22 protein-coding genes and 2 pseudogenes are annotated in these 23,529 nt (G+C 67.2%); 11 read left to right on the top strand and 13 right to left on the bottom strand.

All coding sequences use genetic code 11. The features are described 5' to 3' along the window. Positions 1–19 precede the first annotated feature (19 nt). Complete coding sequence (locus QE393_RS05505) at positions 20–505, top strand: GNAT family N-acetyltransferase (protein ID WP_310042466.1); 486 nt, start codon at positions 20–22, stop codon at positions 503–505. A 245-nt stretch (positions 506–750) separates the two neighbouring features. On the opposite strand, the gene codA is transcribed toward QE393_RS05505, so the two are convergent. Both codA and codB read right to left on the bottom strand, forming a co-directional pair. Continuing rightward, positions 751–1,992, bottom strand: a complete 1,242-nt coding sequence (gene codA / locus QE393_RS05500; RefSeq protein ID WP_310042465.1) for a cytosine deaminase — start codon at positions 1,990–1,992, stop codon at positions 751–753. Between the two features lie 10 nt (positions 1,993–2,002). After that, positions 2,003–3,265 carry a cytosine permease gene (gene codB / locus QE393_RS05495; protein WP_273809376.1) on the bottom strand — a complete coding sequence of 421 codons (1,263 nt, stop codon included), beginning with the start codon at positions 3,263–3,265 and terminating at the stop codon, positions 2,003–2,005. A gap of 198 nt (positions 3,266–3,463) precedes the next feature. On the opposite strand from codB, the gene QE393_RS05490 reads away from it, so the two are divergent. From QE393_RS05490 to QE393_RS05455, 8 genes and pseudogenes are all read left to right on the top strand, one after another. Beyond that, positions 3,464–4,381, top strand: a complete 918-nt coding sequence (locus QE393_RS05490) for a 3-hydroxyacyl-CoA dehydrogenase family protein (protein WP_273809374.1) — start codon at positions 3,464–3,466, stop codon at positions 4,379–4,381. Next, the gene (locus QE393_RS05485; protein ID WP_273809373.1) at positions 4,378–5,820 is read left to right on the top strand and encodes a sigma-54-dependent Fis family transcriptional regulator; all 1,443 of its coding nucleotides are present in this window, start codon (positions 4,378–4,380) and stop codon (positions 5,818–5,820) included. Before QE393_RS05490 ends, QE393_RS05485 begins: the two co-directional genes overlap by 4 nt. Before the next feature lie 361 nt (positions 5,821–6,181). After that, a complete protein-coding gene (locus QE393_RS05480) occupies positions 6,182–7,576 on the top strand; it encodes a GntP family permease (RefSeq protein ID WP_158896688.1) in 1,395 nt (464 codons plus the stop codon). Positions 7,577–7,586: 10 nt separating this feature from the next. Beyond that, on the top strand, positions 7,587–8,339 hold the full coding sequence (locus QE393_RS05475) for a 3-hydroxybutyrate dehydrogenase (RefSeq protein ID WP_273809371.1): 753 nt from the start codon (positions 7,587–7,589) through the stop codon (positions 8,337–8,339). 19 nt (positions 8,340–8,358) lie between these two features. Continuing rightward, entirely contained in the window at positions 8,359–9,060 is a 702-nt protein-coding gene (locus QE393_RS05470) for a CoA transferase subunit A (RefSeq protein ID WP_310042459.1), read from the top strand. A 1-nt stretch (position 9,061) separates the two neighbouring features. Continuing rightward, complete coding sequence (locus QE393_RS05465) at positions 9,062–9,688, top strand: CoA transferase subunit B (protein WP_077173209.1); 627 nt, start codon at positions 9,062–9,064, stop codon at positions 9,686–9,688. 13 nt (positions 9,689–9,701) lie between these two features. Next, a complete protein-coding gene (locus QE393_RS05460) occupies positions 9,702–10,883 on the top strand; it encodes an acetyl-CoA C-acetyltransferase (protein WP_310042456.1) in 1,182 nt (393 codons plus the stop codon). A gap of 154 nt (positions 10,884–11,037) precedes the next feature. Beyond that, a pseudogene (locus tag QE393_RS05455) lies at positions 11,038–12,460 on the top strand (short-chain fatty acid transporter). Positions 12,461–12,516: 56 nt separating this feature from the next. Here QE393_RS05455 and QE393_RS05450 read toward each other — a convergent pair. From QE393_RS05450 to QE393_RS05425, 6 genes are all read right to left on the bottom strand, one after another. Beyond that, complete coding sequence (locus tag QE393_RS05450; protein WP_007159037.1) at positions 12,517–12,741, bottom strand: hypothetical protein; 225 nt, start codon at positions 12,739–12,741, stop codon at positions 12,517–12,519. 132 nt (positions 12,742–12,873) lie between these two features. Beyond that, entirely contained in the window at positions 12,874–13,626 is a 753-nt protein-coding gene (locus tag QE393_RS05445; protein ID WP_007159038.1) for a TerC family protein, read from the bottom strand. Positions 13,627–13,737: 111 nt separating this feature from the next. Beyond that, positions 13,738–14,553 carry a betaine/proline/choline family ABC transporter ATP-binding protein gene (locus tag QE393_RS05440; protein WP_310042449.1) on the bottom strand — a complete coding sequence of 272 codons (816 nt, stop codon included), beginning with the start codon at positions 14,551–14,553 and terminating at the stop codon, positions 13,738–13,740. Then, positions 14,550–15,401: a proline/glycine betaine ABC transporter permease gene (locus QE393_RS05435; protein ID WP_133859486.1), complete on the bottom strand. Its 852-nt coding sequence runs from the start codon at positions 15,399–15,401 to the stop codon at positions 14,550–14,552. Before QE393_RS05435 ends, QE393_RS05440 begins: the two co-directional genes overlap by 4 nt. 1 nt (position 15,402) lies before the next feature. After that, a complete protein-coding gene (locus QE393_RS05430) occupies positions 15,403–16,362 on the bottom strand; it encodes an ABC transporter substrate-binding protein (RefSeq protein ID WP_273809363.1) in 960 nt (319 codons plus the stop codon). Positions 16,363–16,482: 120 nt separating this feature from the next. Then, positions 16,483–17,205 carry a class I SAM-dependent methyltransferase gene (locus QE393_RS05425; RefSeq protein ID WP_310042448.1) on the bottom strand — a complete coding sequence of 241 codons (723 nt, stop codon included), beginning with the start codon at positions 17,203–17,205 and terminating at the stop codon, positions 16,483–16,485. On the opposite strand from QE393_RS05425, the gene QE393_RS05420 reads away from it, so the two are divergent. Beyond that, a complete protein-coding gene (locus QE393_RS05420; RefSeq protein WP_310042446.1) occupies positions 17,204–18,049 on the top strand; it encodes an MBL fold metallo-hydrolase in 846 nt (281 codons plus the stop codon). The genes QE393_RS05425 and QE393_RS05420 overlap by 2 nt on opposite strands. A 201-nt stretch (positions 18,050–18,250) precedes the next feature. Here QE393_RS05420 and QE393_RS05415 read toward each other — a convergent pair whose 3' ends face one another. The 3 genes from QE393_RS05415 to hpxO all read right to left on the bottom strand — a co-directional run bounded on the left by QE393_RS05415 (position 18,251) and on the right by hpxO (position 21,327). Beyond that, entirely contained in the window at positions 18,251–19,033 is a 783-nt protein-coding gene (locus tag QE393_RS05415) for a phosphate/phosphite/phosphonate ABC transporter substrate-binding protein (RefSeq protein ID WP_273809358.1), read from the bottom strand. Between the two features lie 47 nt (positions 19,034–19,080). Continuing rightward, a complete protein-coding gene (locus QE393_RS05410; RefSeq protein WP_273809357.1) occupies positions 19,081–20,094 on the bottom strand; it encodes an ABC transporter substrate-binding protein in 1,014 nt (337 codons plus the stop codon). Positions 20,095–20,169: 75 nt separating this feature from the next. Further along, positions 20,170–21,327, bottom strand: coding sequence for an FAD-dependent urate hydroxylase HpxO (hpxO, locus tag QE393_RS05405; protein WP_273809355.1), 1,158 nt, complete (start codon positions 21,325–21,327; stop codon positions 20,170–20,172). A 291-nt stretch (positions 21,328–21,618) separates the two neighbouring features. On the opposite strand from hpxO, the gene QE393_RS05400 reads away from it, so the two are divergent. Then, complete coding sequence (locus QE393_RS05400; protein ID WP_310042441.1) at positions 21,619–22,212, top strand: Yip1 family protein; 594 nt, start codon at positions 21,619–21,621, stop codon at positions 22,210–22,212. Positions 22,213–22,282: 70 nt separating this feature from the next. Here the strand turns inward: QE393_RS05400 and QE393_RS05395 are convergent. Beyond that, a pseudogene (locus QE393_RS05395) lies at positions 22,283–23,060 on the bottom strand (DODA-type extradiol aromatic ring-opening family dioxygenase). A gap of 24 nt (positions 23,061–23,084) precedes the next feature. Then, positions 23,085–23,483, bottom strand: coding sequence for a DoxX family protein (locus QE393_RS05385; RefSeq protein WP_007159049.1), 399 nt, complete (start codon positions 23,481–23,483; stop codon positions 23,085–23,087). Positions 23,484–23,529: the final 46 nt, after the last annotated feature.

Below are 23,529 nucleotides of genomic sequence, written 5' to 3'. Positions count from 1 at the left end.
CGACCAGACCAAGGTACCCATGACCACCCAGATCCGCCCCGCCCGCCGCGAAGACGCCACCCGCATCCACGAACTGATCGTCGAATTGGCCGACTATGAAAAGGCCGTCCACGAGGTACTCGCCAGCCCGGCCCAGATCGAGGCCACGCTGTTCGCCGCCGATACTCCGACCCGGGCGCTGGTCGCCGAGCACGAGGGCGCGGTAGTGGGCTATGCCGTGTACTTCTACAGCTATTCCACCTGGCTGGGCCGCAACGGCATCTACCTGGAAGACCTCTATGTGAGTCCCAGCGCCCGCGGCACCGGCCTGGGCAAGGGGCTGCTGCGCGAACTGGCTCGGGAGGCGGTGGCCAACGACTGCGGCCGCCTGGAATGGAGCGTGCTGGACTGGAACACCCCGGCCATCGACTTCTATGAAAGCCTGGGCGCCAAGGCGCAGGGCGAGTGGGTGCGCTATCGCCTGGACGGTGCGGCGCTACGGGATTTCGCGGAAAGCGGGCGGTAGGTTTTCGCAGGTTGGGTTGAGCGCCAGCGAAGCCCAACACCGCCAACGTTGGGCTTCGACGATACCGCCCTCTCAACCCAACCCAAGGTGATCGTGACCGCGCCTGCGTAGGCCCGGCCCCCTCTCCCAGAGGGAGAGGTTTGTCCGAGTGATGATCAGGTCTTTTCCGGTCCCGAAAAATCGCCAGCGACTGGCATAAGCCGGTCCGCATCTGCGGACCACCGGACCGCCCTGACCGTCACCCGTTAGCGATCCGCCAGCTCCACCTGGGCCGGGCGGCGCTGCATCAGCACCTTGCCGTTACGGATGGAATACAGCGGCAGGCCCTGGCTGCGGACCATCTCGTAGTCGCTGTCGGCGGACAGCACCAGCAGGTTGGCTGGCCGCCCCTCCTCCAGGCCATAGCGGTCGCCCAGGCACAGCGCCTTGGCACTGTTCACCGTGACCAGGTCCAGCGCCGATTGCAGGTTGCGATAGCCGAGCATGTGGCAGATGTGCAGCCCAGCCTCCAGCACGCGCAGGATGTTGCCGTTGCCCAGCGGATACCAGGGATCGACGATGGAATCCTGGGCGAAGCAGACGTTCAGGCCGGCCTCCAGCAACTCGTTGACCCGGGTTACGCCACGGCGCTTGGGAAAGCTGTCGAAGCGGCCCTGCAGGTGGATGCTCTCGGTCGGGCAGGAGATGAAGTTGATGCCGGCATGGGTCAGCAGGCGGAACAGCTTGGCGCAGTAGGCGTTGTCGTAGGAACCCATGGCGGTGGTGTGGCTGGCGGTGACCCGGGCACCCATGCCGCGGCTGCGCGCCTCTTCGGCCAGTACCTCGAGAAAGCGCGAGTGGGGATCGTCGGTCTCGTCGCAATGGACGTCCACCAGGCAGCCGGTGCGCTCGGCCAGGTCCATGAGGAATTTCACCGAGCTCACGCCCTGGTCACGGGTGTATTCGAAGTGCGGGATGCCGCCGACCACATCGGCGCCCAGGCGGATCGACTCCTCCATCAGCTCGCGCCCGTTCTTGAAGGCCTCGATGCCCTCCTGGGGAAAGGCGACGATCTGCAGGTCGATCAGGTGGCTGGTTTCCTCGCGCACCTCCAGCATGGCCTTGAGCGCGGCGAGCGAGGGATCGGTGACATCGACATGGGTACGCACGTGCTGGATGCCGTGAGCGGCCAGGGCGCGGATGGTGCGCGTGGCGCGGGTCTTGGTGTCTTCCTGGGTGATGGTGGCCTTGCGCTCGCCCCAGCATTCGATGCCTTCGAACAGGGTGCCGCTCATGTTCCAGCGCGGCTCGCCGGCGGTCAGGGTGGCATCGAGGTGGATATGCGGCTCGACGAAGGGCGGCACCACCAGGTTGCCGCCGGCGTCGAGGTCGTCCGGCCCCACCGCGGGAGGCATGAGTTGCTCGGCGATGGCGGCGATGCGTCCGCCTTCGAGGCGGATGTCGTACAGGCCTTCGCGGTCACGCAGGCGGGCGTTGAGGATGCGCATGGTCGATCTCCTAGAGCGAAGCGGGGGCGGCGGTACGACGACCGCGACTCAGGCCATTGAACACGCCATAGCCGAGCGCCGCCACCCCGATGCCCACCAGGGGCGCGACCCAGGGTGAGCCGAAGGCGGCGACGGTGCCCAGCCCATAGGCGGCCAGACCCGGCCAGTTGTAGTGCGGCAGGCGGGCCTCGGCGAGCAGCGGATAGCGGCCGCGGTGGCGCAGCCAGAAGTCGGCGACGATCACCCCGCCGATGGGCGGGATCACCGTGCCGAGCAGGACCAGATAGGGCACCAGCAGGTCGTACATGCCCAGCAGCGCCAGGGCGGTGCCGATCAGGGCGCCAGCCAGGGTCACCGTCTTGCGGCGGCTGGTGCGCACCAGGTTGCAGCCGGCCACGGCGAAGTTGTAGATGGTGTTGTCCTGGGTGCTCCAGATGTTGAGCAGCAGCATGGCCAGGGCGGCGGTGGCGAAGCCCTGCAGCATCAGCACCTCGACCACGTCCGGTTGCTGGTAGACGATGGCGCCATAGGCGCCGATCAGCACCATCAGGCCGTTGCCGAGGAAGAAGCCGATCAGGCTGGCCAGTACCGCCACCCGGGTGGAGCGGGCGAAGCGCGTCCAGTTGGTGGCCTGGGTGGCACCACTGACGAAGGTGCCGAATACCAGGGTGATGGCGGTGGACAGGTCCAGGCTGCTGCTGGGCTGGATCGCCAGCAGGCCGGCCAGGCCACCGGCCTTGGCGGTGGTCACGCTCATGGACAGGATCAGCAGCAGCGCCATGGCCGGCACGGCGATCCAGGAGAGGATCTCCAGACCCCGGTAGCCGATGTAGGCGGTGGCGCAGAAGCCCAGGCCGAACACCGCCATCAGCGCCAGCACCGCGCCCTGCTCCAGGCCGAAGTACTTGCCCAGCACCACGGCGGCGGTGGCCGTACCCCAGGCGTACCAGCCGATCTGGGTGAAGCCGAGGATGAGGTCGCACAGCTTGCTGCCGCGCTCGCCGAAGGCGAAGCGCCCCATCAGCACCGAGTTGAGGCCGCTGCGACAGGCGATATGGCCAAGGGCCGCGGCATAGAGACCCAGCAGCAGATTGCCGAGGGCGATCACCAGCAGCAGGTCCGCGAAACCGAAGGCCACCCCCAGCTTGCCACCGGCGAACATGGTGGCGGTGAAGAAGGTGAAGCCCAGCAGCACCATGGCCAGGGAGGCCAGCCCCTTGCGGGCGTGGGGCGGGACTTCGCTCAGGGGATAGTCGTTGCCGGCGTTGCTCATAAGGGACTCCTCGAGATGGACGTGCCTGTCCTGTAGCAGCGCCCATGCCAGACCCTGCCAAGGGGCGTGACAGAGCCCGGGGTCCTGTACCGAATCCATTACCGGGGCCCGCCTTTGGTGCAAGGCAGCGCGCCGTGCCTTGGCCGGGGGCAGTCAAGTGTGAGACGGTTGCCGCGGCCGTCTCACAAGGAAAAGATCATGACCACGCCACGCCTCGCCGTCCTGGGTTCCGGTCTCATGGGCATCGGCATCGCCGTGCACCTGGCGCGCCACGGCCATGCCGTGCGGCTGCAGGACGTCGACCCCGCCCGCCTCGCCGAGGTGGCCGCCACCGCACGCACCCTGCTCGCCGAGCTGGAAGAAGCCGACATCGCGGTGGACACCGAGGCGATCATCGCCCGCCTGACCACTACGACCGACCTGGCCGATCTCGCCGACTGCGACCTGCTGTTCGAAGCCGTGCCCGAGCGCCTGGAGCTCAAGCACCAGCTCTATGCGCAGCTCGAAGCCGTGCTGCGCCCCGAGGCCCTGATCGCCAGCAACACCAGCGGCCTGCCACCGGACGAGCTGGCCGCGCACCTGCGCCATCCCGAGCGCCTGCTGATCGCCCACTTCTGGAATCCGCCGCACTTCATCCCTCTGGTGGAGCTGGTGCCTGGCACGGCCACCCTGCCCGCTCATCTGGAGGCCGTACGCCAACTGCTGGAAGCCGCCGACCTGGAAGCCGTGGTGCTGCAGCGCGCCATTCCCGGCTTCGTCGGCAATCGCCTGCAATTCGCCCTGCTGCGCGAGGCCCTGCACATCGTGCAGAGCGGCGCGGCGGATGCCGAGACGGTGGACCGGGTGATGCGCGCCTCCCTGGGTCGGCGCTATGCCATGGTCGGTCCGCTGGAGGCGGCGGACATGGGCGGCCTGGACACCTTTCGCGACATCGCCAGCCACCTCTGGCCGACCCTGGCGCGGGACGAGGCCCCACTGCAGCTGCTGGAGGATCAGGTGGCCGCCGGCCGCACCGGACTGCGCAGTGGTGCGGGCTTCTATGATTGGGACGCGGCGCGGCGCGAGCGTATCGTCCAGCGGCGCCTGCACCAGCTGCGCCATGCGCTGAAGCCATGAGTCGCACCCCGCCGGGTCTGCCCGGGCTGGAAGACTACGCCGAGATCCGCCAGCGGGCGATCCGCTCGCTGTTCGAAATCATCGAGCAGACCAGCAACGGCACGGTGATCGTCGACCGCGAGGCGCGTATCGTCTGGATCAACCAGAGATACGCCCAGCACTTCGGCCTGCCGGATGCCGCCGCCGCCATCGGTCAGCCGGTGGAACAGATCATTCCCCACAGCCTGCTGCGCGAGGTGGCGCGCAATGGCCAGCCGATCCTGCTGGACATGCTGGAGACCCGCAACGGACCGCTGGTGGTGATGCGCCTGCCGATCCATACCGACGAGGGCGAGTTGATCGGCGCCATCGGCTTCGCCCTGTTCGACCAGCTGCAGCAACTGGCACCGCTGGTGACCCGCTACCTGCGCATCCAGGAGGAGCTGGCCACCACCCGGCGCTCGCTGCAGCATGCCCGCACCGCCAAGTACGGCTTCGGCCACTTCGTCGGCAGCGGACCGGCCAGCCTGGAAGTCAAGCGTCGCGCCCGCCGCGCCGCCGCCAGCGAGGCCGCGGTGCTGCTCTTGGGCGAGACCGGTACCGGCAAGGAGTTGCTGGCCCACGCCATCCACGGCGCCTCTCCACGCGCCGGGCGGCCCTTTGTCAGCATCAATGCCGCGGCCATCCCGGAAAGCCTGCTGGAAGCGGAATTCTTCGGTACCGCGCCCGGCGCCTTTACCGGGGCCGAACGGCGCGCACGACCGGGCAAGCTGCAGATCGCCCAGGGCGGTACCCTGTTTCTCGACGAGATCGGCGACATGCCGCTGGCCTTGCAGGCCAAGCTGCTGCGGGTATTGCAGGAAAAGGAGTACGAGCCGCTGGGCTCCAACGAGGTGCTGGCCTGCGACGTGCGCATGATCGCCGCCACCTCCCGCGACCTGGACGTCGCCGTGGCCGAGGGGCGCTTTCGCGCCGATCTCTATTACCGGCTCAACGTACTGCCGATCCGCATCCCGCCGCTGCGGGAACGCCTCGACGACCTGAGGGTGCTGGCCGAGGCCATCCTCGCTGACCTGCGCAAGCTGAACGGACAGCCAATGCCCGAATTCACTGCCGACGGCCTGGCGCTGCTGCAGCGCCAACCCTGGCCCGGCAACGTGCGCGAGTTGCGCAACGTGCTGGAGCGCGCCGTGCTACTGGGTGACGACAGCCAGCTGGATGCCGCCGCGCTGGCGGCGGCCCTGGGCATCGCCCCCGCCACCTCGACGACGGGCGAGGCGATCAGTTACCGGACCGGCGAAACCTACGCCGAAGCCCGCCAGCGCTTCGATCGCGAGCTGCTGCAGGGCGCCCTGGCCGCCTGCGGTGGCAAGGTGGACGAAGCGGCGCGCCGCCTGGGCCTGGGGCGGTCCACGCTGTACAAGAAGCTGGTGGCGTTGGGACTGACGTCTCAAGCATGAGACATGTCCATATATAGAGACACGACCTGTAGGAGCGGCCCATGGCCGCGATAGCTAATCAATCGCGGCCATGGGCTGCTCCTACAGAGTCACGCCGTAGGTTGGGTTGAGACGGCTTTATCGTCGAAGCTCAACATTGCCGACCGTAGGCTGATGGTGGGCTTCGCTTCGCTCAACCCAACCTACGGCGTCCACTTTTTGAGAAAAATTTTGAGCAGCTAGCTGACTTCGAAATAAAAAACTAAATAAAACAATGGCTTAACAAACTGGCACGGTTCTGGCTCCTGCGTTCGGGCGATCTCCGCATCGCCCCTATAACAACAAAAACCGCTTCGCCCCAGGCGAAGCCCTAGGAGAAGCCATGAGTGTCCTGATCGCACTCGCCGCCCTGGCGCTGCTGATGTTCGCCGCCTACCGGGGTTTCAGTGTCATCCTCTTCGCCCCGCTCGCCGCCCTCGGCGCCGTGCTGCTCACCGATCCGTCCGCCGTGGCGCCCGCCTTCACCGGGGTGTTCATGGACAAGATGGTGGGCTTTCTCAAACTCTACTTCCCGGTGTTCATGCTGGGCGCCCTGTTCGGCAAGCTGATCGAGCTGTCGGGCTTTTCCCGCGCCATCGTCGCCGCGGCCATCCGCCTGCTCGGTCGCGAGCGGGCCATCCCGGTGATCGTCGCGGTGTGCGCCCTGCTGACCTATGGCGGCGTCTCGCTGTTCGTGGTGGTCTTCGCCGTCTATCCCTTCGCTGCGGAGATGTTTCGCCAGAGCGACATCCCCAAGCGGCTGATCCCGGCGACCATCGCCCTGGGCGCCTTCTCCTTCACCATGGACGCCCTGCCCGGCACGCCGCAGATCCAGAACATCATCCCCACCAGCTTCTTCCAGACCACCGCCTGGGCCGCGCCCTGGCTGGGCTTGGCCGGTTCGCTGTTCGTCATCGCCGTGGGCCTCACCTACCTCGGCAGCGCCCGGCGCAAGGCCCGCAATAGCGGCGAAGGCTATGCCAGCGTGCCGCTGCGCAACGAGCCCGAGACCGCCGCCGACCTGCCGTTGCCCAATCCCTGGCTGGCCCTGGCGCCGCTGGTGCTGGTGGGCGTGCTCAACCTGCTGCTGACCCGCTGGATTCCCGACTGGTACGGCGCCACCCATAACCTGGCCCTGCCCGGCATGGCCAAGCCGGTGACCCAGGAGGTGGCCAAGCTGACCGGCATCTGGGCGGTGGAAGGCGCGCTGCTGGCGGGCATCCTGCTGGTGCTGGCCACCGGTTTCGGCGCCATCCGCGGCCGGCTCGCCGAAGGCAGCAAGACCGCCGTCTCCGGCGCCCTGCTGGCCGGGATGAACACGGCGTCGGAATACGGCTTCGGCGCGGTGATCGCCGCCCTGCCCGGCTTCGTGCTGTTCGCCCAGGGCCTCAAGGCCATCCCCGACCCGCTGATCAACGAGGCGGTGAGCGTGACCCTGCTGGCCGGCATCACCGGTTCCGCCTCGGGCGGCATGAGCATCGCCCTGGCGGCCATGAGCGACACCTTCATCGCCGCCGCCAATGGCGCGGGCATCCCACTGGAAGTCCTCCACCGGGTGGCGGCCATGGCCAGTGGCGGCATGGACACCCTGCCGCACAACGGCGCGGTCATCACCCTGCTGGCAGTGACCGGCCTGACCCACCGCGAAGCCTACGGCGGGGTGTTCAAGATCACCCTGATCAAGACCGTGGCGGTGTTCTTCGTCATCGCCCTCTACTACCTGACCGGCCTCGTCTAAGGAGACCACCATGGACCTCACCGGCAAGACCGCCTTGGTCACCGGCTCCACCAGCGGCATCGGCCTGGGCATCGCCCAGCGCCTGGCCGCCGCCGGCGCCACCCTCATTCTCAACGGCTTCGGCGATCCCGCTGCGGCCCAGGCCAGCCTGGCCGCCCGCAGTGGCTTCCACGGCGCCGACCTGTCCAGGCCGGAAGAGATCGAAGACCTCTTCGCCTACGCCAAACGCGACTTCGGCGGCGTCGACATCCTGGTCAACAACGCCGGCATCCAGCACGTGGCGCCGGTGGAAGACTTTCCGGTGGAACGCTGGGACGCGGTGATCGCGCTCAATCTCTCGGCGGTCTTCCACACCACCCGCCTGGCGCTGCCGGGCATGCGCGAACGGGATTGGGGCCGCATCGTCAACATCTCCTCGGTGCACGGCCTGGTCGCCTCCACCGGCAAGGCGGCCTATGTGGCCGCCAAGCACGGCGTGGTGGGCCTGACCAAGGTCACCGCCCTGGAGACCGCACGCACCGGCATCACCTGCAACGCGCTGTGCCCGGGCTTCGTGCTCACCCCGCTGATCCAGCAGCAGCTGGACAGCCGTGGCAGCGATCCGGACCAGGCGCGGCGCGACCTGCTCAGCGAAAAGCAGCCGTCGCAGGAATTCGTCACCACCGACCAGCTGGGCGAGCTGGCACTGTTCCTGTGCAGCGAGGCCGCGGCCCAGGTGCGCGGCGCCGCCTGGACCATGGACGGCGGCTGGACCGCCCAATAACGACAAGAGGATCTCCATCATGAACAAGCTCTATCCCAACGCCGCGGCCGCCCTCGACGGGCTGGTCAGCGACGGCATCACCCTGGCCGTGGGCGGCTTCGGCCTCTGCGGTATCCCCGAGGCGCTGATCGCCGCCCTGCGCGATACCGGCGCCCGCGAGCTGACCGCCATCAGCAACAACGCCGGGGTGGATGGCTTCGGCCTCGGCCAGCTGCTGGAGACCCGGCAGATCCGCAAGATGATTTCCTCCTACGTGGGCGAGAACAAGGAATTCGAGCGCCAGTACCTGGCCGGCGAGCTGGAGCTGGAATTCACTCCCCAGGGCACCCTGGCCGAGAAGCTGCGCGCCGGCGGCGCGGGCATTCCGGCGTTCTATACCCGCACCGGCTACGGCACCCTGGTGGCCGAGGGCAAGGAGGTACGCGACTTCAACGGCCTGCCCCATGTCATGGAACTGGCGCTGACCGCCGACGTGGCCCTGGTCAAGGCGCAACGCGCCGACAAGGCCGGCAACCTGGTGTTCAACAAGACCGCGCGCAACTTCAATCCGCTGTGCGCCATGGCCGGTCGCGTCTGCATCGCCGAGGTGGAAGAGCTGGTGGAAGTCGGCGAGCTGGATCCCGACCAGATCCACCTGCCCGGCATCTTCGTGCAGCGCCTGGTGGTCAACGCCAAGCCCGAGAAACGCATCGAGAAACGTACCCTGAGCGAGGAGAAGTAAGATGGCCTGGACCCGCGAACAGATGGCGCAACGCGCCGCCCGGGAGCTGCAGGACGGCTTCTACGTCAACCTCGGCATCGGCTTGCCGACCCTCGTCGCCAACTACATTCCCGCCGGCATGGACGTCTGGCTGCAGTCGGAAAACGGCCTGCTGGGCATCGGCCCCTTCCCCACCGCCGAGACGGTCGATCCGGACCTCATCAACGCCGGCAAGCAGACCGTCACCGCCCTGCCCGGCAGCAGCTATTTCGACAGCGCCGCGAGCTTCGGCATGATCCGCGGCGGCCACGTCAACCTCGCTATCCTCGGTGCCATGCAGGTGTCGGAACAAGGCGATCTGGCCAACTGGATGATCCCCGGCAAGATGGTCAAGGGCATGGGCGGCGCCATGGACCTGGTGGCCGGCGTACAGCGCGTGGTGGTGCTGATGGAGCACACCGCCAAGGGCGCCCACAAGATCCTGCCGGCCTGCGACCTGCCGCTGACCGGAGTCGGCGTGGTCGACCTGATCATCACCGACCTGGCCGTGCTGGAGGTGACCGAAGGTGGCCTCAGGCTGGTGGAACTGGCCGAAGGCGTGAGCCTCGATGAACTACGCGCCGCCACCGGCGCCCCCATCCAGGCCTGAGGAGAGTTCAACCATGCAAGACGTCGTCATCGTCGCAGCCACCCGCACCGCGGTCGGCAGTTTCCAGGGCTCGCTGGCCACTGTACCCGCGGTGGAGCTCGGCGCCACCGTCATCCGCACCCTGCTGGAGCAGACCGGCGTGGCGCCTGCCGCGGTGGATGAGGTCATCCTCGGCCAGGTGCTCACCGCCGGCGCCGGCCAGAATCCGGCGCGCCAGGCAGCGGTCAAGGCCGGCCTGCCCCACGAGGTGCCGGCCCTGACCCTGAACAAGGTCTGCGGCTCCGGCCTCAAGGCGGTGCAGCTGGCGGTCCAGGCGATCCGCTGCGGCGACGCCGAGATCGTCGTCGCCGGCGGTATGGAGAACATGAGCCTGGCGCCCTATGTGCTGCCCAAGGTGCGTACCGGCTTGCGGCTGGGCCATGCCGAGCTGGTCGACTCCATGATCAGTGATGGGCTGTGGGATGCCTTCAACGACTACCACATGGGCCAGACCGCGGAGAATCTGGTGCAGCAGTACCAGATCAGCCGCGAGGCCCAGGATGCCTTCGCTGCCCGCTCCCAGCAGCGCGCCGCGGCGGCGGTGGAATCCGGGCGTTTCCGCGAGGAGATCACCCCGGTGGCCATCCCCCAGCGCAAGGGCGAGCCGCTGCTGTTCGACACCGACGAAGGCATCCGCGCCGATACCAGCGCCGAGGGCCTGGCCCGCCTGCGGCCGGCCTTCGCCAAGGACGGCAGCGTCACCGCCGGCAACGCCTCCAGCCTCAACGACGGAGCCGCCGCGGTGCTGGTAATGAGCGCGACCAGGGCTGCCGCCCTTGGCCTGATGCCGCTGGCCCATATCGCCGCCTATGCCAGCGCCGGAGTGGACCCGGCGATCATGGGCATCGGCCCGGTCTCGGCCACCCGCAAAACCCTGGAAAAGGCCGGCTGGCAACTGGCCGACCTGGACCTGATCGAGGCCAACGAAGCCTTCGCCGCCCAGGCCCTGGCCGTGGGCCAGGAGCTGGGTTGGGATGACGACAAGGTCAACGTCAACGGCGGCGCCATCGCCCTGGGCCATCCCATCGGCGCCTCGGGTTGCCGGGTGCTGGTGACCCTGCTGCACGAATTGCGTCGGCGCGAGGGTCGGCGGGGCCTGGCGACCCTGTGCATCGGCGGTGGCCAGGGCGTGGCCCTGGCGGTGGAGCGGCGCTAGTCCCTATCGCGGCCGTGGGCCGCTCCTACAGATACGGACACACTGTAGGAGCGGCCCATGGCCGCGATATGACCCCAACCGCGTGGAAAAGGCTGCGCCGTTTTCCACGCTACGCCTGATGTTCCCCTGAAAAACAACAACAAAAGGATCTCCCATGAGTTCAACCCCCTCCCGCGATTCGCGCAGCGCGCGGTTCGCCCTGGCCTGTTCCAACTGGGCCGAGCGCTGGTTTCCCGATTCCTGGGTGTTCGCCGTGCTCGCCGTGGCCGTGGTGGCCCTGGCCGCCCTCGGCATGGGCGCGCCGGCGGCCAAGACCGCCAAGGCCTTTGGCGACGGTTTCTGGAGTCTGATTCCCTTCACCATGCAGATGGCCTTCGTGGTCATCGGCGGCTATGTGGTGGCCAGTTCCGGTCCGGCCGGGCGCCCTGATCGAGCGCCTGGCGCGGGTGCCCCGTACCGGACGCGGCGCGGTGTGCTGGGTGGCCCTGGTGGCCATGCTCGCCTCCCTGCTCAACTGGGGCCTGAGCCTGGTGTTCGGCGGCCTGCTGGTGCGCGCCCTGGCCCGCCGCGAAGAACTCAAGATGGACTATCGCGCCGCCGGCGCCGCGGCCTACCTGGGCCTGGGCGCGGTCTGGGCGCTGGGGCTGTCGTCGTCGGCGGCGCAGCTGCAGGCCAATCCGGCCAGCCTGCCGCCCTCGATCCTCGCCATCACCGGGGTGATTCCCTTCAGCCAGACGCTGTTCCTTTGGCAATCCGGCGCCCTGCTGCTGGTGCTGCTGGTGGTCTCGGCGGTGATCGCCTATGTCACCGCGCCCGGACCGGACAGTGCGCGCGATGCCCGTGCCTGTGGCGTCGACGTCACCCCGGCGCCCAAGCCGGCCGCTACGCCGACCCGTCCAGGCGAATGGCTGGAATACAGCCCGATCCTGATCATCCTGCTGGTGCTCCTGGCCGCGGGCTGGCTGGTGCAGGAATTCGCCAGCAAGCCGGCCATCGAGGCCATTTCCGGGCTGAACACCTACAACCTGCTGTTCATCTCCCTGGGCGCCCTGCTGCACTGGCGGCCGCGGCATTTCCTCGACGCCGTGGCCCGCGCCGTGCCGGCCACCACCGGGGTGCTGATCCAGTTTCCGCTGTACGGCTCCATCGCCGCCATCCTGACCAAGGTCAATGGCGGCGATGGCCAGACCCTGGCGCACCATATCGCAGCATTTTTCACCCAGATCGCCACCCACGACACCTTCGCCCTGCTGATGGGCGTCTACTCGGCGCTGCTGGGGTTCTTCATCCCCTCAGGCGGGGGCAAGTGGATCATCGAGGCGCCCTATGTGATGCAGGTGGCCAACGATCTGCAGTATCACCTGGGCTGGGCCGTGCAGATCTACAACGCCGCCGAGGCATTGCCGAATCTGATCAATCCCTTCTACATGCTGCCGCTGCTGGGCGTGCTGGGGCTGAAGGCGCGCGACCTGGTCGGCTTTTCCTTCGTGCAGCTGCTGGTCCATGCACCCCTGGTGCTGGTGCTGCTATGGCTGTTGGGGGGAACGTTGGCCTATCTGCCGCCGGTACACCCGTAGCTCGGGTGGGGCGCAGACGGTAAAGCGGGAGGGGTGGAGCGGGAGCCGGCTGAATCTCAGCCGGCGATGGCCAGGCGGGTGCTGTCGATGATGGCCTGCAGGCGGCTCGGGTTGCTGTATTCGTCGCGGTAGATCCGGCGGGTGTGCTTGGCCACGCCATGCTCGTTGACGACGATGAAGGAAAAACCACGCTTGCTGGGCGCGTCGATGACGCAGCTCATCGGCGCGAAAGCGGCGCTGAGGGCATGCATGGCGTTCTGGGCTTGGGCTTGTATGTTCATGACTTCAGTTGTAAACCTCACGTGTGACGCTGCTATGACAAAGGTCTTGACCGATAGTGCCTAGACTTGCCAGTTATTGTTAGCAATAGGCGTGCCGGAATGTAACAAGGCCTTTTCCGACACGCCCTGCCCTCACTTGCCGGCAGCCTGCTGGCGACGCTTGGCTCGCCGCGACAGCATGTTCAGGCCCTCGATCAGCGCCGAGAAGGCCATGGCCGCGTAGATGTAGCCCTTGGGCACATGGGCGCCGAAACCTTCGGCGATCAGGGTCATGCCGATCATGATCAGGAAGCCCAGCGCCAGCATCACGACGGTGGGGTTGTCGTTGATGAACCTGGCCAGGGGGTCGGCCGCCAGCAACATGACGGTCACCGCCACCACCACCGCGATCACCATCACCGGCAGGTGCTCGGTCATGCCGACGGCGGTGATGATGCTGTCCACCGAGAACACCAGGTCCAGCAGGAGGATCTGCACGATGGCCGAACCGAAGGCGAGGGTCGCCGTCTCGCCGCCCTTGCTCAGGGCGCTGTCGGGCTCGGGATCGACGTTGTGATGGATCTCCTTGGTCGCCTTCCACAGCAGGAACAGGCCACCGGCGATGAGGATCAGGTCCTTCCAGGAAAAGCTCTTGCCGAACACCTCGATGATGGGCTCGGTGAGCTGGACGATCCAGGCCACGGTACCGAGCAGACCCAGGCGCAGGATCAGCGCCAGGCTGATGCCGATGCGGCGGCCCTTCTGCTGTTGGTGCGCGGGCAGCTTGTTGGTCAGGATGGAGATGAAGATGAGGTTGTCGATGCCCAGCACCACTTCCATCACGATCAAGGTGGCGAGAGCAGCCCAGACGGTCGGGTCGGCGGCGAGTTGTAGCAGATAGTCCATTGCGGCGCGGTTCCAGTGGGAAGAGAAAGGCCTGACAGGGTCAGGCCGCAGGTCTCACCATCAGAGCTTCGCATCTGTGAAATGCTCGTGAAGGCCTCTGCCGCAATTGTTTCAAACTGTCGCAGCGGTACGCCGCTGAACGAAGCGCGCCACATAGTCGTCGGCCGGCTGGCCGAGGATGTCCGCCGGGGTGCCCACCTGCACCAGCCGACCGTCACGCAGGATGGCGATGCGATTGCCCAGGCGCAGGGCCTCGTCCAGGTCATGGGTGATGAAGACGATGGTCTTGTGCAGGCGCTGTTGCAGCTCCAGCAGTTGCTCCTGCATCTCGGCGCGGATCAGTGGATCGAGGGCGGAAAAGGCCTCGTCCATCAGGATGATCTCGGTATCGGCCGCCAGGGCACGGGCCAGGCCGACCCGCTGGCGCATACCGCCGGAGAGCTGGTGCGGCCACTTGCGCTCGTAGCCGGCCAGACCCACCACCTCGAGCCAGTGCAGCGCCCGTTCGCGACAGACCGCCTTGGGCTCGCCCCGCACCTTGAGTCCGTAGGCGACGTTGTCCAGCACCCGTCGATGGGGCAGTAGGCCGAAGCTCTGGAACACCATGCTGATGCGCTGGCGGCGCAATTCGCGCAGCGCCGGCAGCGGCAGCTGTAGAATGTCCTGGCCATCGATGAGGATGCGCCCGCTGCTTGGATCGATCAGCCGGTTGAAGTGACGCACCAAGGTCGACTTGCCGGAACCGGAGAGGCCCATGATGACGAAGATCTCGCCTTCGGCGATTTCCAGGGACAGATCGTCCACCCCCACCACGCAACCCGTACGGGCGAGGATGTCGGCCTTGTCGTGTCGCTCGCGAAGCAGGGCCAGGGCTGCCTGCTCGCGTTTGCCGAAGATCTTGGAGACCCGCTCGACGACGATCTTCATCGCTCCACCTCGTGGCGCTGGCGGCCATAGGCCTGGGTGATGCGGTCGATGACCACGGCGAGAATGACGATGGCCAGACCCGCCTGCAGCCCCTTGCCCACGTCCAGGGTCTGGATACCCACCAGCACCTCTTCACCAAGACCGCGGGCGCCGATCATGGAGGCGATCACCACCATGGACAGCGCCATCATGGTGGTCTGGTTGATGCCGGCCATGATGCTTGGCAGCGCCAGCGGCAGCTGCACGCCGAACAGCTGCTGCCAGCGACTGGCGCCAAAGGCGTTGACCGCTTCCATGACCTCGCGATCGACCTGGCGGATGCCCAGGTCGGTGAGGCGGATCAGCGGCGGCGCGGCATAGATCACGGTGGCGAAGATCGCCGGCACCTTGCCCAGGCCGAACAGCATCAGCACCGGGATCAGGTACACGAAGCTGGGCATGGTCTGCATGATGTCCAATAGCGGCATCAGCACCAGCCGCAGACGGGCACTACGAGCGCAGAGGATGCCCAGGGGGATGCCAATGATCACCGCGATGGCGGTGGCGACCAGCACCAGGGCTAGGGTCTGCATCAGCTTGTCCCACAGCCCCAGGGCGCCGACCAGGAACAGCAGTCCGGTGATCAGCAGGGTCGGCAACACCCGCCGGGTGGCATGGGCGGCCAGAGCCGCGACGATCAGCAGCAGCGCCCACCAGGGGGTGCCGCGCAGCAGGCCTTCGAGCCAGACGATGGCCTGCAGCAGGGTGTCGGAGATGGTCCGGAAGACGTCGCCGTAGCGAGTCACCAGCCAGTCGACACCGCGATTGACGGCGTCGGCGAAGGAAAAGGTCAGACCTTCGGGAAACATCCTAGAGCGCCGCCTGGATCTTGCTGCGCGCCGCGGCGTCGGTCACCCAGGCCTGCCACAGTTCGGGATGGGCCTTGAGCAGCGCCTTGGCGGCAGCGGGGGCGTCCTGCTTGGCTTCGGCCTGCTCGGCCAGGGTGCGGTTGAGCAGCTCGATGGGCACATTGACCCGACTCAGCACGGCCACCAGCTCGGGGGCCCCGTCGTGGAAAGGCTTGGAGAGGCCGGCCTGCACCTGGATGCGCTTGGCTTCGCCGTCACGCGGCGTGAGCTGCACCATGTCGACCCGACCCAGCAGCGGCGTTGGCGACCAGTAGTAGGTGAGGATCGGCTGCTTGCGCCGGGTGGCGGAGACGATGGCCGCATCCAGCGCCGGTCCGGTGCCGGGGCGGAAGTTGGTGTACTTGTCGCTCAGGCCGTAGCTCTGCAGCATCTGGGTGTTCTCCAGTTCACAGGTCCAGCCGGCGGGGCAATTGTAGAAGCGGCCCTTGCCCGGTTCTTCCGGATCGCGAAACAACTCGGCGTACTGAGCCAGGTCGGCGATGCTCTTCAGCTTGGGTGCCTTGGCGCCCTCGCCTTCCACCAGATAGCGCGGCACATACCAGCCTTCGGTGGCGCCTTCGATGGGCGCGCCCACACCGACCACCTTGCCGGCCGCAGCGGCCTTGTTCCAGGCCTCGCTGCGACCGATCCACTCCTCGGCGAACACCTGGATGTCGTTGTTGCCCAGCGCCTGCTCCAGGGTGATGGAGTTACCAGGAATGCTGTCCACCTTGCAGTCATAGCCGTGCTGCAGGACGAAGCCCATCAATTCGGAGAGCAGCATGCCGCTCTCCCAGTTCACCCCGGCGAACTTCACCGGCTTGCTGGCGCACCAGCTGTCGGCCTGGGCGGTGCCGGCGGCGAGCAGGCCAAGGGAGAGGCCGGCGGCCAGGAGGGAACGGCGGGGGAAGGCTGTGGGCATGGGTGACTCCGTCTGCACTGGGAGGGCCAGGGCGGCAGAGCCGTTCCGCTGGCGATCCTACCTTGGTCAGCGCCGCGGGCTCAGGGTTCAGCCAGGGGCCCTGGCGCCGCCTGCGTGGGGTTAGCGGGCGCTGAAAAGCGCGACCCGGCCTACCTGGCGCAGCTCGATCCGGGCGAAGTGCCTACGCAACTCTCGCTCGAGATCCGCCAGGGTGTCGTGGGCGTTGCCGAAGATCCCCTTGCGGTTGTACAGGGCCATCAGCCGTTGGCCGAAGCGATTATGGCCCGCGGTATCGCCCAGGATGGTGGCGCCGAACAGCACGCCGCCAGGCGCCAGCACTGGCGCCAGCTGAGCGAACACTCGCCCCTTCTGCGCCAGGCTGCCGGGCAGGCAGTGCAAGAGGTAGTACAGGGCGATGGAATCGAAGGGGCCGACCGTCGGCTCCAGCGGTTCCAGCACGTCGTGGCGCAGGGTCCGGGCGGGCCGCCCGAAGCGCCCTTGCGCGGCGGCCAGACTGACCGGATTGAGATCCAGCAGGGTGACCTCGGTATCGGCCGGCAGCTCCGCCTTGGCCAGGTAGTAGCCGGTACCCACGCCCACCTCGAGATGGCGCCGACCGACCTGCCGACGAAAGAACGGCAGCAGCACCTCGGCGGTCGGGCAGCCCCAGGCATAGCGATTGGAGAGGCCCAGAACCCAGGCGTCGTAGAGGCGCAGGGTCAGCGGCGAATAGACGGCGGCGCCCGCCTGGCAAGCCTCGAAGTCCGCGCGGACGACCGCTGCGCTCGAACTTTGCGTGCGCTCGCCTCTTCTACCGGAGGTCACCCTCGCGGAGCCGATCATGCGTATCCATCACCTCAACTGCGGCTGCATGTGCCCCCTGGGCGGGGCGCTGTACGACGGCTTCAGCCATGGCCTTGCCGCCCACCTCGCCTGTCATTGCCTGCTGGTGGAAACCGACCGGGACGGCCTGGTGCTGGTGGATACCGGCTTTGGCGAAGCCGATCTCAGGGAACGCGGCCGGCGGCTCAGTCCGTTCTTCCGGCTGATGAATCGCATCCAGTACGATCCCGAACTCAGCGCCCTGGCGCAGCTGCGCCGCCTGGGTTTTCGTCCGGGCGACGTCCGCCATATCGTGCTGACCCATCTGGATTTCGACCATGCCGGCGGCCTGGACGACTTTCCCCAGGCCCAGGTCCATGTCCTGCAGCGGGAGTGGGATGCGCAGCGGCAGCGCCATGGCTTCATCGGTCGACGTCGCTACAGTCCGGCGCAATGGCAAGGCATTCGCCACTGGCATTTCCACGAACCCCAGGGCGAGGCCTGGCACGGCTTCGCCAGCGTGCGTGACCTGCCCGGCCTACCGCCGGAGATCCTGATGATCCCGCTGCCCGGCCATACCGCGGGTCATGCCGGTATCGCCATCCAGCACGACGGAGGCTGGTTGCTGCACGCCGGCGACGCCTATTTCTATCGCGACGAGATGCGCCAGCCCGAACGTCACTGCACGCCGGGCCTGAGGTTCTACCAGCGCCTGATGGAAGCCGACCGCGCCAGTCGCCTGGACAACCAGGCGCGTCTGCGCGAGCTCTCCCTGCGCCAGGACCTGGGGCTGACGCTGTTCTGCAGCCATGACCTGGTGGAGTTGCGGCGCTTGCAGGAAGGTACGGGAGCCGAGATGTCGTAGGTTGGGTCGAGCGCAGCGAAGCCCAACGCCACCAGGCCGAACCCCTCGTGTTGGGCTTCGACGATAAAGCCATCTCAACCCAACCTACGCGTGGCCCGCTGACGCGATGCACCGTAGGTTGGGTTGAGCGTAGCGAAGCCCAACGCCACCAGGCTGAATCCCTCGTGTTGGGCTTCGACGGTAAAGCCGTCTCAACCCAATCTAGGCAATCACCGGGTAGCCCTGCTCCACCGCCTCCCGGCGCCAATCCAGCAGGGGTAGATAGGTCGCTTCATCCACGGCCGTGACACCGTCGAGGGCAAGGATGTCGGCCAACGCAGGATCGGCGGCCAGGCTGTCGTTCAGGGCCGTGCGCAAGGCTTCCACCTCCGCATCCGAACGACTGGCGGCGGTGATGAAGGGCAAGGCCGGACTGCTGCGAGTACGTTGCAGCAGGCGCAGACCGGTTACCCGTTCGGGCTGGGCGCGTTGCAGATAGCCATAGGTCACGGCATCCACCGCGGCCACATCGGCGTGCCCTTGCTGCAACAGTGCCAGGCTGTTGGCGTGGCTTTCGCTGACGATCATCTCGCCGAAGAAGCGGGCACGCTCGGCCAGGGGCGCCACGGCGTGGCGCAGCAGATTCATGCCGGTATTGGAATCCAGGCCGTTGAGGGCGACACGCTTGCCGCGCAGATCCGCCAGACTGGTCGCGTCCAGCGTCTCGGGCACCAGGATGAAGGCGCAGTGCTCGGCCGCGTGGCAACCCTCGAAGCGATAACGCGGCGCCGCGACCAGGCGCACCTGGCCGCGCAGGCGGGTCGCCCAAGGATAGCCGCAGGTCTGGGCCAGCAGCAGCGCGGGATGCGTCCAGAGCGCCGGCAGGTCCTCGGGCGCGGGGTCGAGTGTCTTGTTCAGGCGCAGCGCCACCGCCTCGGCCAGTTGGCGATAGGCGTCGCGCACCTCGGCAGGCTCGACGTACATGGTGAGGGCGGCGACGGTCATGGGCGGCTCCAGCACGGAAAACCGCCATTATCCCCTAATCACTGCGCCTAGAGCGCCGCCTTTACCCGCTCGGCATTTTCCGCCGGCAGCCAGGATGTCCAGACCTCCGGATGCTCCTTGAGGAAACGCCTGGCCACGACCTGGGCGTCTTCGCGTTTCTCGGCCATGCCGGCGAGGATGCCGTTGAACTGGTCGAGGGGGAATTCGACCTTCTCGAACAGCTCCACCAGGGCCGGCGCCTTGTCGTGCAGGTCGCGGGAGACGCCGATGGTAATCTTGGCCGGCAGCGAGCGCGACGGCAGCGGATCAGGATTCTTCGGATCCGACAGGGTATCCCAGGCCTTCTGGCTGAACGGCGGTTCTTCCAGCTGGACCAGCTTGTAACGGCCCATCAGCGGGGTCGGCGACCAATAGTAGAAGAGCACCGGTTCGCCACGACGCATGGCGGTAGCGATGGCCGCGTCCAGCGCGGGACCGGTACCGGTGCGGAAGTTGGTGTAGCTGTCGGTCAGCTTGTAGGCCTTGAGCTTCTGGCTGTTGACGATCTCGCAGGTCCAGCCGGTCGGGCAGTTGAGGAAGCGACCCTTGCCGGGCTCTTCCGGATCGCGGAACAGCTCCTTGTAGCGCGGCAGATCGGCGACGCTCTTCAGGTCCGGCGCCTTGGCCTGGATGCCTCGCGCGGGATCACCCTTGACCAGGTATTCCGGTACCCACCAGCCCTCGGTGGCGCCCTTGACCGTCTCGCCGACGGCAAAGACCTTGCCGGCCTTCTCCGCCGCGCGCCAGGCCGGACTGCGCCCGGCCCACTGCTCGCCGGTGACCTGGATGTCGTTTTGCGCCAGGGCGTTTTCCAGGGTCACGGTGTTGCCCGGCACGCTGTCGGTCTGGCAGCCATAACCCTTCTCCACCAGCAGGCGCAGCACCTCGGTGGTGAACATGCCGCTCTCCCAGTTGGGGCTGGCGAACTTCACAGTCTGCGGATAGGGACAGCCGCCGTCGGCGGCAAAGGCCAGCGGGGTGATGGCAAGGCTGGCAAGGGTCAGGGCGAGACGCAGGCGCATGGGCTAACTCTCCGACGAGGACGTGGGCCTTTCGACCCCCGGCACTGCCATTCGTCTCCGCGGGCCAGGGCTATTTCACAGCGGACCGCCCTCGGCGGTCTTGCGCAGGCCGGCGATCACCGTCTCGCCGGTTTCCCGGGCCAGCTCGGCGTACCAGGCCCGGGTGGCCAGGGGCTCGTGACCGTGAGTGATCTCGCAGCGCTTGCGCGCCCGCTCGACGATGCCGGCGACCCGCTCCAGTCGCGCCTTCTCGTAGGCTTGCAGGGCCGCGAACGGATCGGTCTCGGCGTCCAGACTGCGTGCCAGCACCCAGGCATCCTCCATGGCCTGGCAACCGCCCTGACCCAGGTCCGGGGCCATGGCATGGGCGGAATCGCCCAGGAGCGCCACCCGGCCCTGTACCAGGGTCGGCAATGGCCGGGTATCGTGGATCTCCACGCGGGCCACACCCTGGGGATCCAGCCGCTCGATGAGGCGCTGCACCGGCGGCGCCCAGCCGGCGAAGTGCTTGGCCAGCTCCGCGCGGTAGCGGCCGCGGTCGTTGGGGGTGCCCTTGGGCAGGGGTACGTCGAAGAAGAAATAGAATTCGTCACCGCCCATGGGCATCAGGGAAACACGTTGGTGCGCCCCGACGAATTGCGCCCAGTCGTGGGCCTCGGCCAGCTCCGGCGCGATCCTCACCCGCCCGTTCCAGTTCACGTAGCCGCAATACTCACGGGTGATGGCCTGGCCCACCACCCGCTCCCGCAGGCGCGAGTGGGTGCCATCGGCGGCGATCAGCAGATCGGCCCGTTCGCGACGACCGTCGCCAAGGAGCACGGTCACCCCGGTCGCATCCTGCTCGAAGCCGTCGCAACCGACCCCCAGGGTCACCCGCTCGACGCCCACGGCTTCCAGCAGCAGTCGCTGCAGGTGGGCTCGGGCGATGGGGCGCGCTGGCCGGCCCACGGCCGCATAGAGAGGCAGCAAGCTGAACTGGGTAAGCAACCGTCCCTCGTGATCCCGATAGCTCATGGTCTGCATGTCGCCGCTGACCGCGGCGATGGCGGACCCGAGCCCCAGCTGCTCAAGTACCTTGACGCCATTGGGCCAGATGGAGAGGGCCGCGCCGATGGGGGCCAGATCCTGTGCCCGCTCGAACAGGCGGACCCGGTGCCCGGCCTGCTGCAACGCCAGGGCGGCGGTGAGACCGCCCATGCCGGCGCCGGCGATGATGATGTCGAGAGATGGCATGACAGGCCTCGTTTGGCGGTAACAGATACCTTGAACAAGCAATTTCCTGTCCAAGTGGTCAGGTATTGCCTTCCGGGCGTTGGCCGGACAGCGGAGGCTCGGAAACGCACCAGCCTGGTGCTCTGTGACCATTGGTCGCTTCGTTTGCAGGCAGACGGCCCTTCGTCGGCTCACATGACGCATTCCAGACCTCTTCTATACTCCTAAGGTAGTCGCCAGTCGCGTTGTACCCAGCGTTCGCCATCCATAGAGGCCCGCTTGCGGCGACCAGAGCGGGTGAGGAGCAGAATCATGATCAATCATGTCTGGGGCCTGCTGGCCCATCCCGATCGCGAGTGGCAACAGATCCGTCGCGAAGGGGAAACGGTCGGGCACTTCTTCGCCCATCATGTCGCCTTGCTGGCAGCCATTCCCGTCGTCGCTTCCTTGGTGGGTACCACCACCTTCGGCTGGCGCTTCGGCGGCGGTGAAGCCCATGTGCTGGACCTGCCCACGGCGGTGGTCCTGGCGGTCATCAGCTATGCGCTGATCATGGCGGCCGTCGTGGCCATGGGGCATGTGATCCACTGGCTGGCGCGGCGCTATCCGGATCGACCCAGTGCCAACCGCTGCATCCTGTTCGCCGGCTACGTGGCCACGCCCATGCTGCTGAGCGGCCTGGTGGGCTTCTATCCGCTGGTGTGGCTATGCGCCATCGCCGGGATCGTCGGCCTGGCCTATTCGGCCTACCTGCTCTATACCGGCATTCCCTCCTTCCTCAATATCGATCAGCGGGAGGGCTTCATCATGTCCGGTTCCACCCTGTCCATCGGGGTGCTGGTGCTGGAGGTGCTGATGGCCACCACGGTTCTGATGTGGGGCTATGGTCCCAAGCTGTTCGGCTGATCGAACGGCGTTTTGCAGTTGGCGAAAAGCCCGGATTGGTTACCGATCCGGGCTTTTTCTTGGCAAGCGGCTAGTGGCGGGAAAAGCCGTAGAGATCCATGGCCAGGATGCGATGGGCGATGCCGTCATGATGGACGCTGAAGATGCCCTCGGGATCGGCCGCGCCCAGGGCGACGAACAGCGGCAACAGGTGCTCGTCGGTGGGATGGGCCTGACGGGCCTGCGGTGCCTGACGTCGGTAATCGAGCAAGGCGTCCAGGTCCCGCTCGCGCAGGCGGGTCTGCATCCATTGCTGGAAGTCCCGCACATAGCCTGGGGACTCGACGCCCCCACGGCGGAAGTCACCGAGATTGTGGGTCAGGCTGCCCGAGCCGATCAGCAGGGTGTCCGCCGGTAGCACCCTCGCCAGCGCCTGGCCCAGGGCATGGTGGTAGTCCGGTCCGCGGGCAGCGCTCATCGACAGCGGTACCACGGGGATCCGAGCGTCGGGATAGAGATAGCGCAGCGGCACCCAGGCGCCATGATCCAGCCCCTGCTCGCCGGTTTCGGCCTCCCAGCCCTGGTCACGTAGCCCCTGCGCCAGCTGCTCGGCCAGGGGCCGGAGCGCCAGGCGCGGGATAGTCCAGCCGGTAGAGGGCCTCGGGAAAGCCATAGAAGTCATGGACGGTAGCCGGCCGCTTGGCGCTGCCGAACAGCGGAACCCGGGTATCGAAGTGCGCCGAGACCACAACGATGGCGGCCGGCGTCGGCAGCGACCGTCCCAGGGCGCGCCAGGCCGTTCCCGCCGCGCCGGCGTCGAGCGCCTCCATGGGCGAACCGTGAGAAACGAACAAGGTGGGAAGCGACATGGTGGCGACCTCTCGAGCAGGGGTTCAGGAACGCTTGCGGGCATCCCAGGAGAGCTGGCCTGCGCCCAGCAGCGCCAGGGCGGCGGCGGTTACGGCAAGAAAGACCGGATATTCCCAGCCGCCATGGGGATTGGAGAAGGACCAGCCATTGCCGAAATGGACCGTCGCGGCCGCGAACAGTTGGACGGCGGCGACTGCCGCGACCGGACGCACCCAGGCGCCCAGGATCAGGAGCACGCCCGCGCCCAGTTCGAAGAAGGTGACCGGATAGGCCAGCCAGCCGGGAAAGCCTACCGAGGCGAAGAAACCCGCGGTACCCGGCAGGGTGAACACCAGCAGCTTGGTCAGGCCGTGGGCCAGGAACATGGCGCCCAGGGCCAGGCGCAGCAACAGCGGGGCATAGGATGAAGTACGGTCGGTCATGCTGATTCTCGAACGGAGGAAAGATGACGCTATTGTCCTGTTTCCA

The organism is Pseudomonas sp. SORGH_AS_0211 (assembly GCF_031453455.1).
Classification (GTDB): domain Bacteria; phylum Pseudomonadota; class Gammaproteobacteria; order Pseudomonadales; family Pseudomonadaceae; genus Chryseomonas; species Chryseomonas aestiva.
This window is presented reverse-complemented; position numbering and strand designations above follow the sequence as displayed.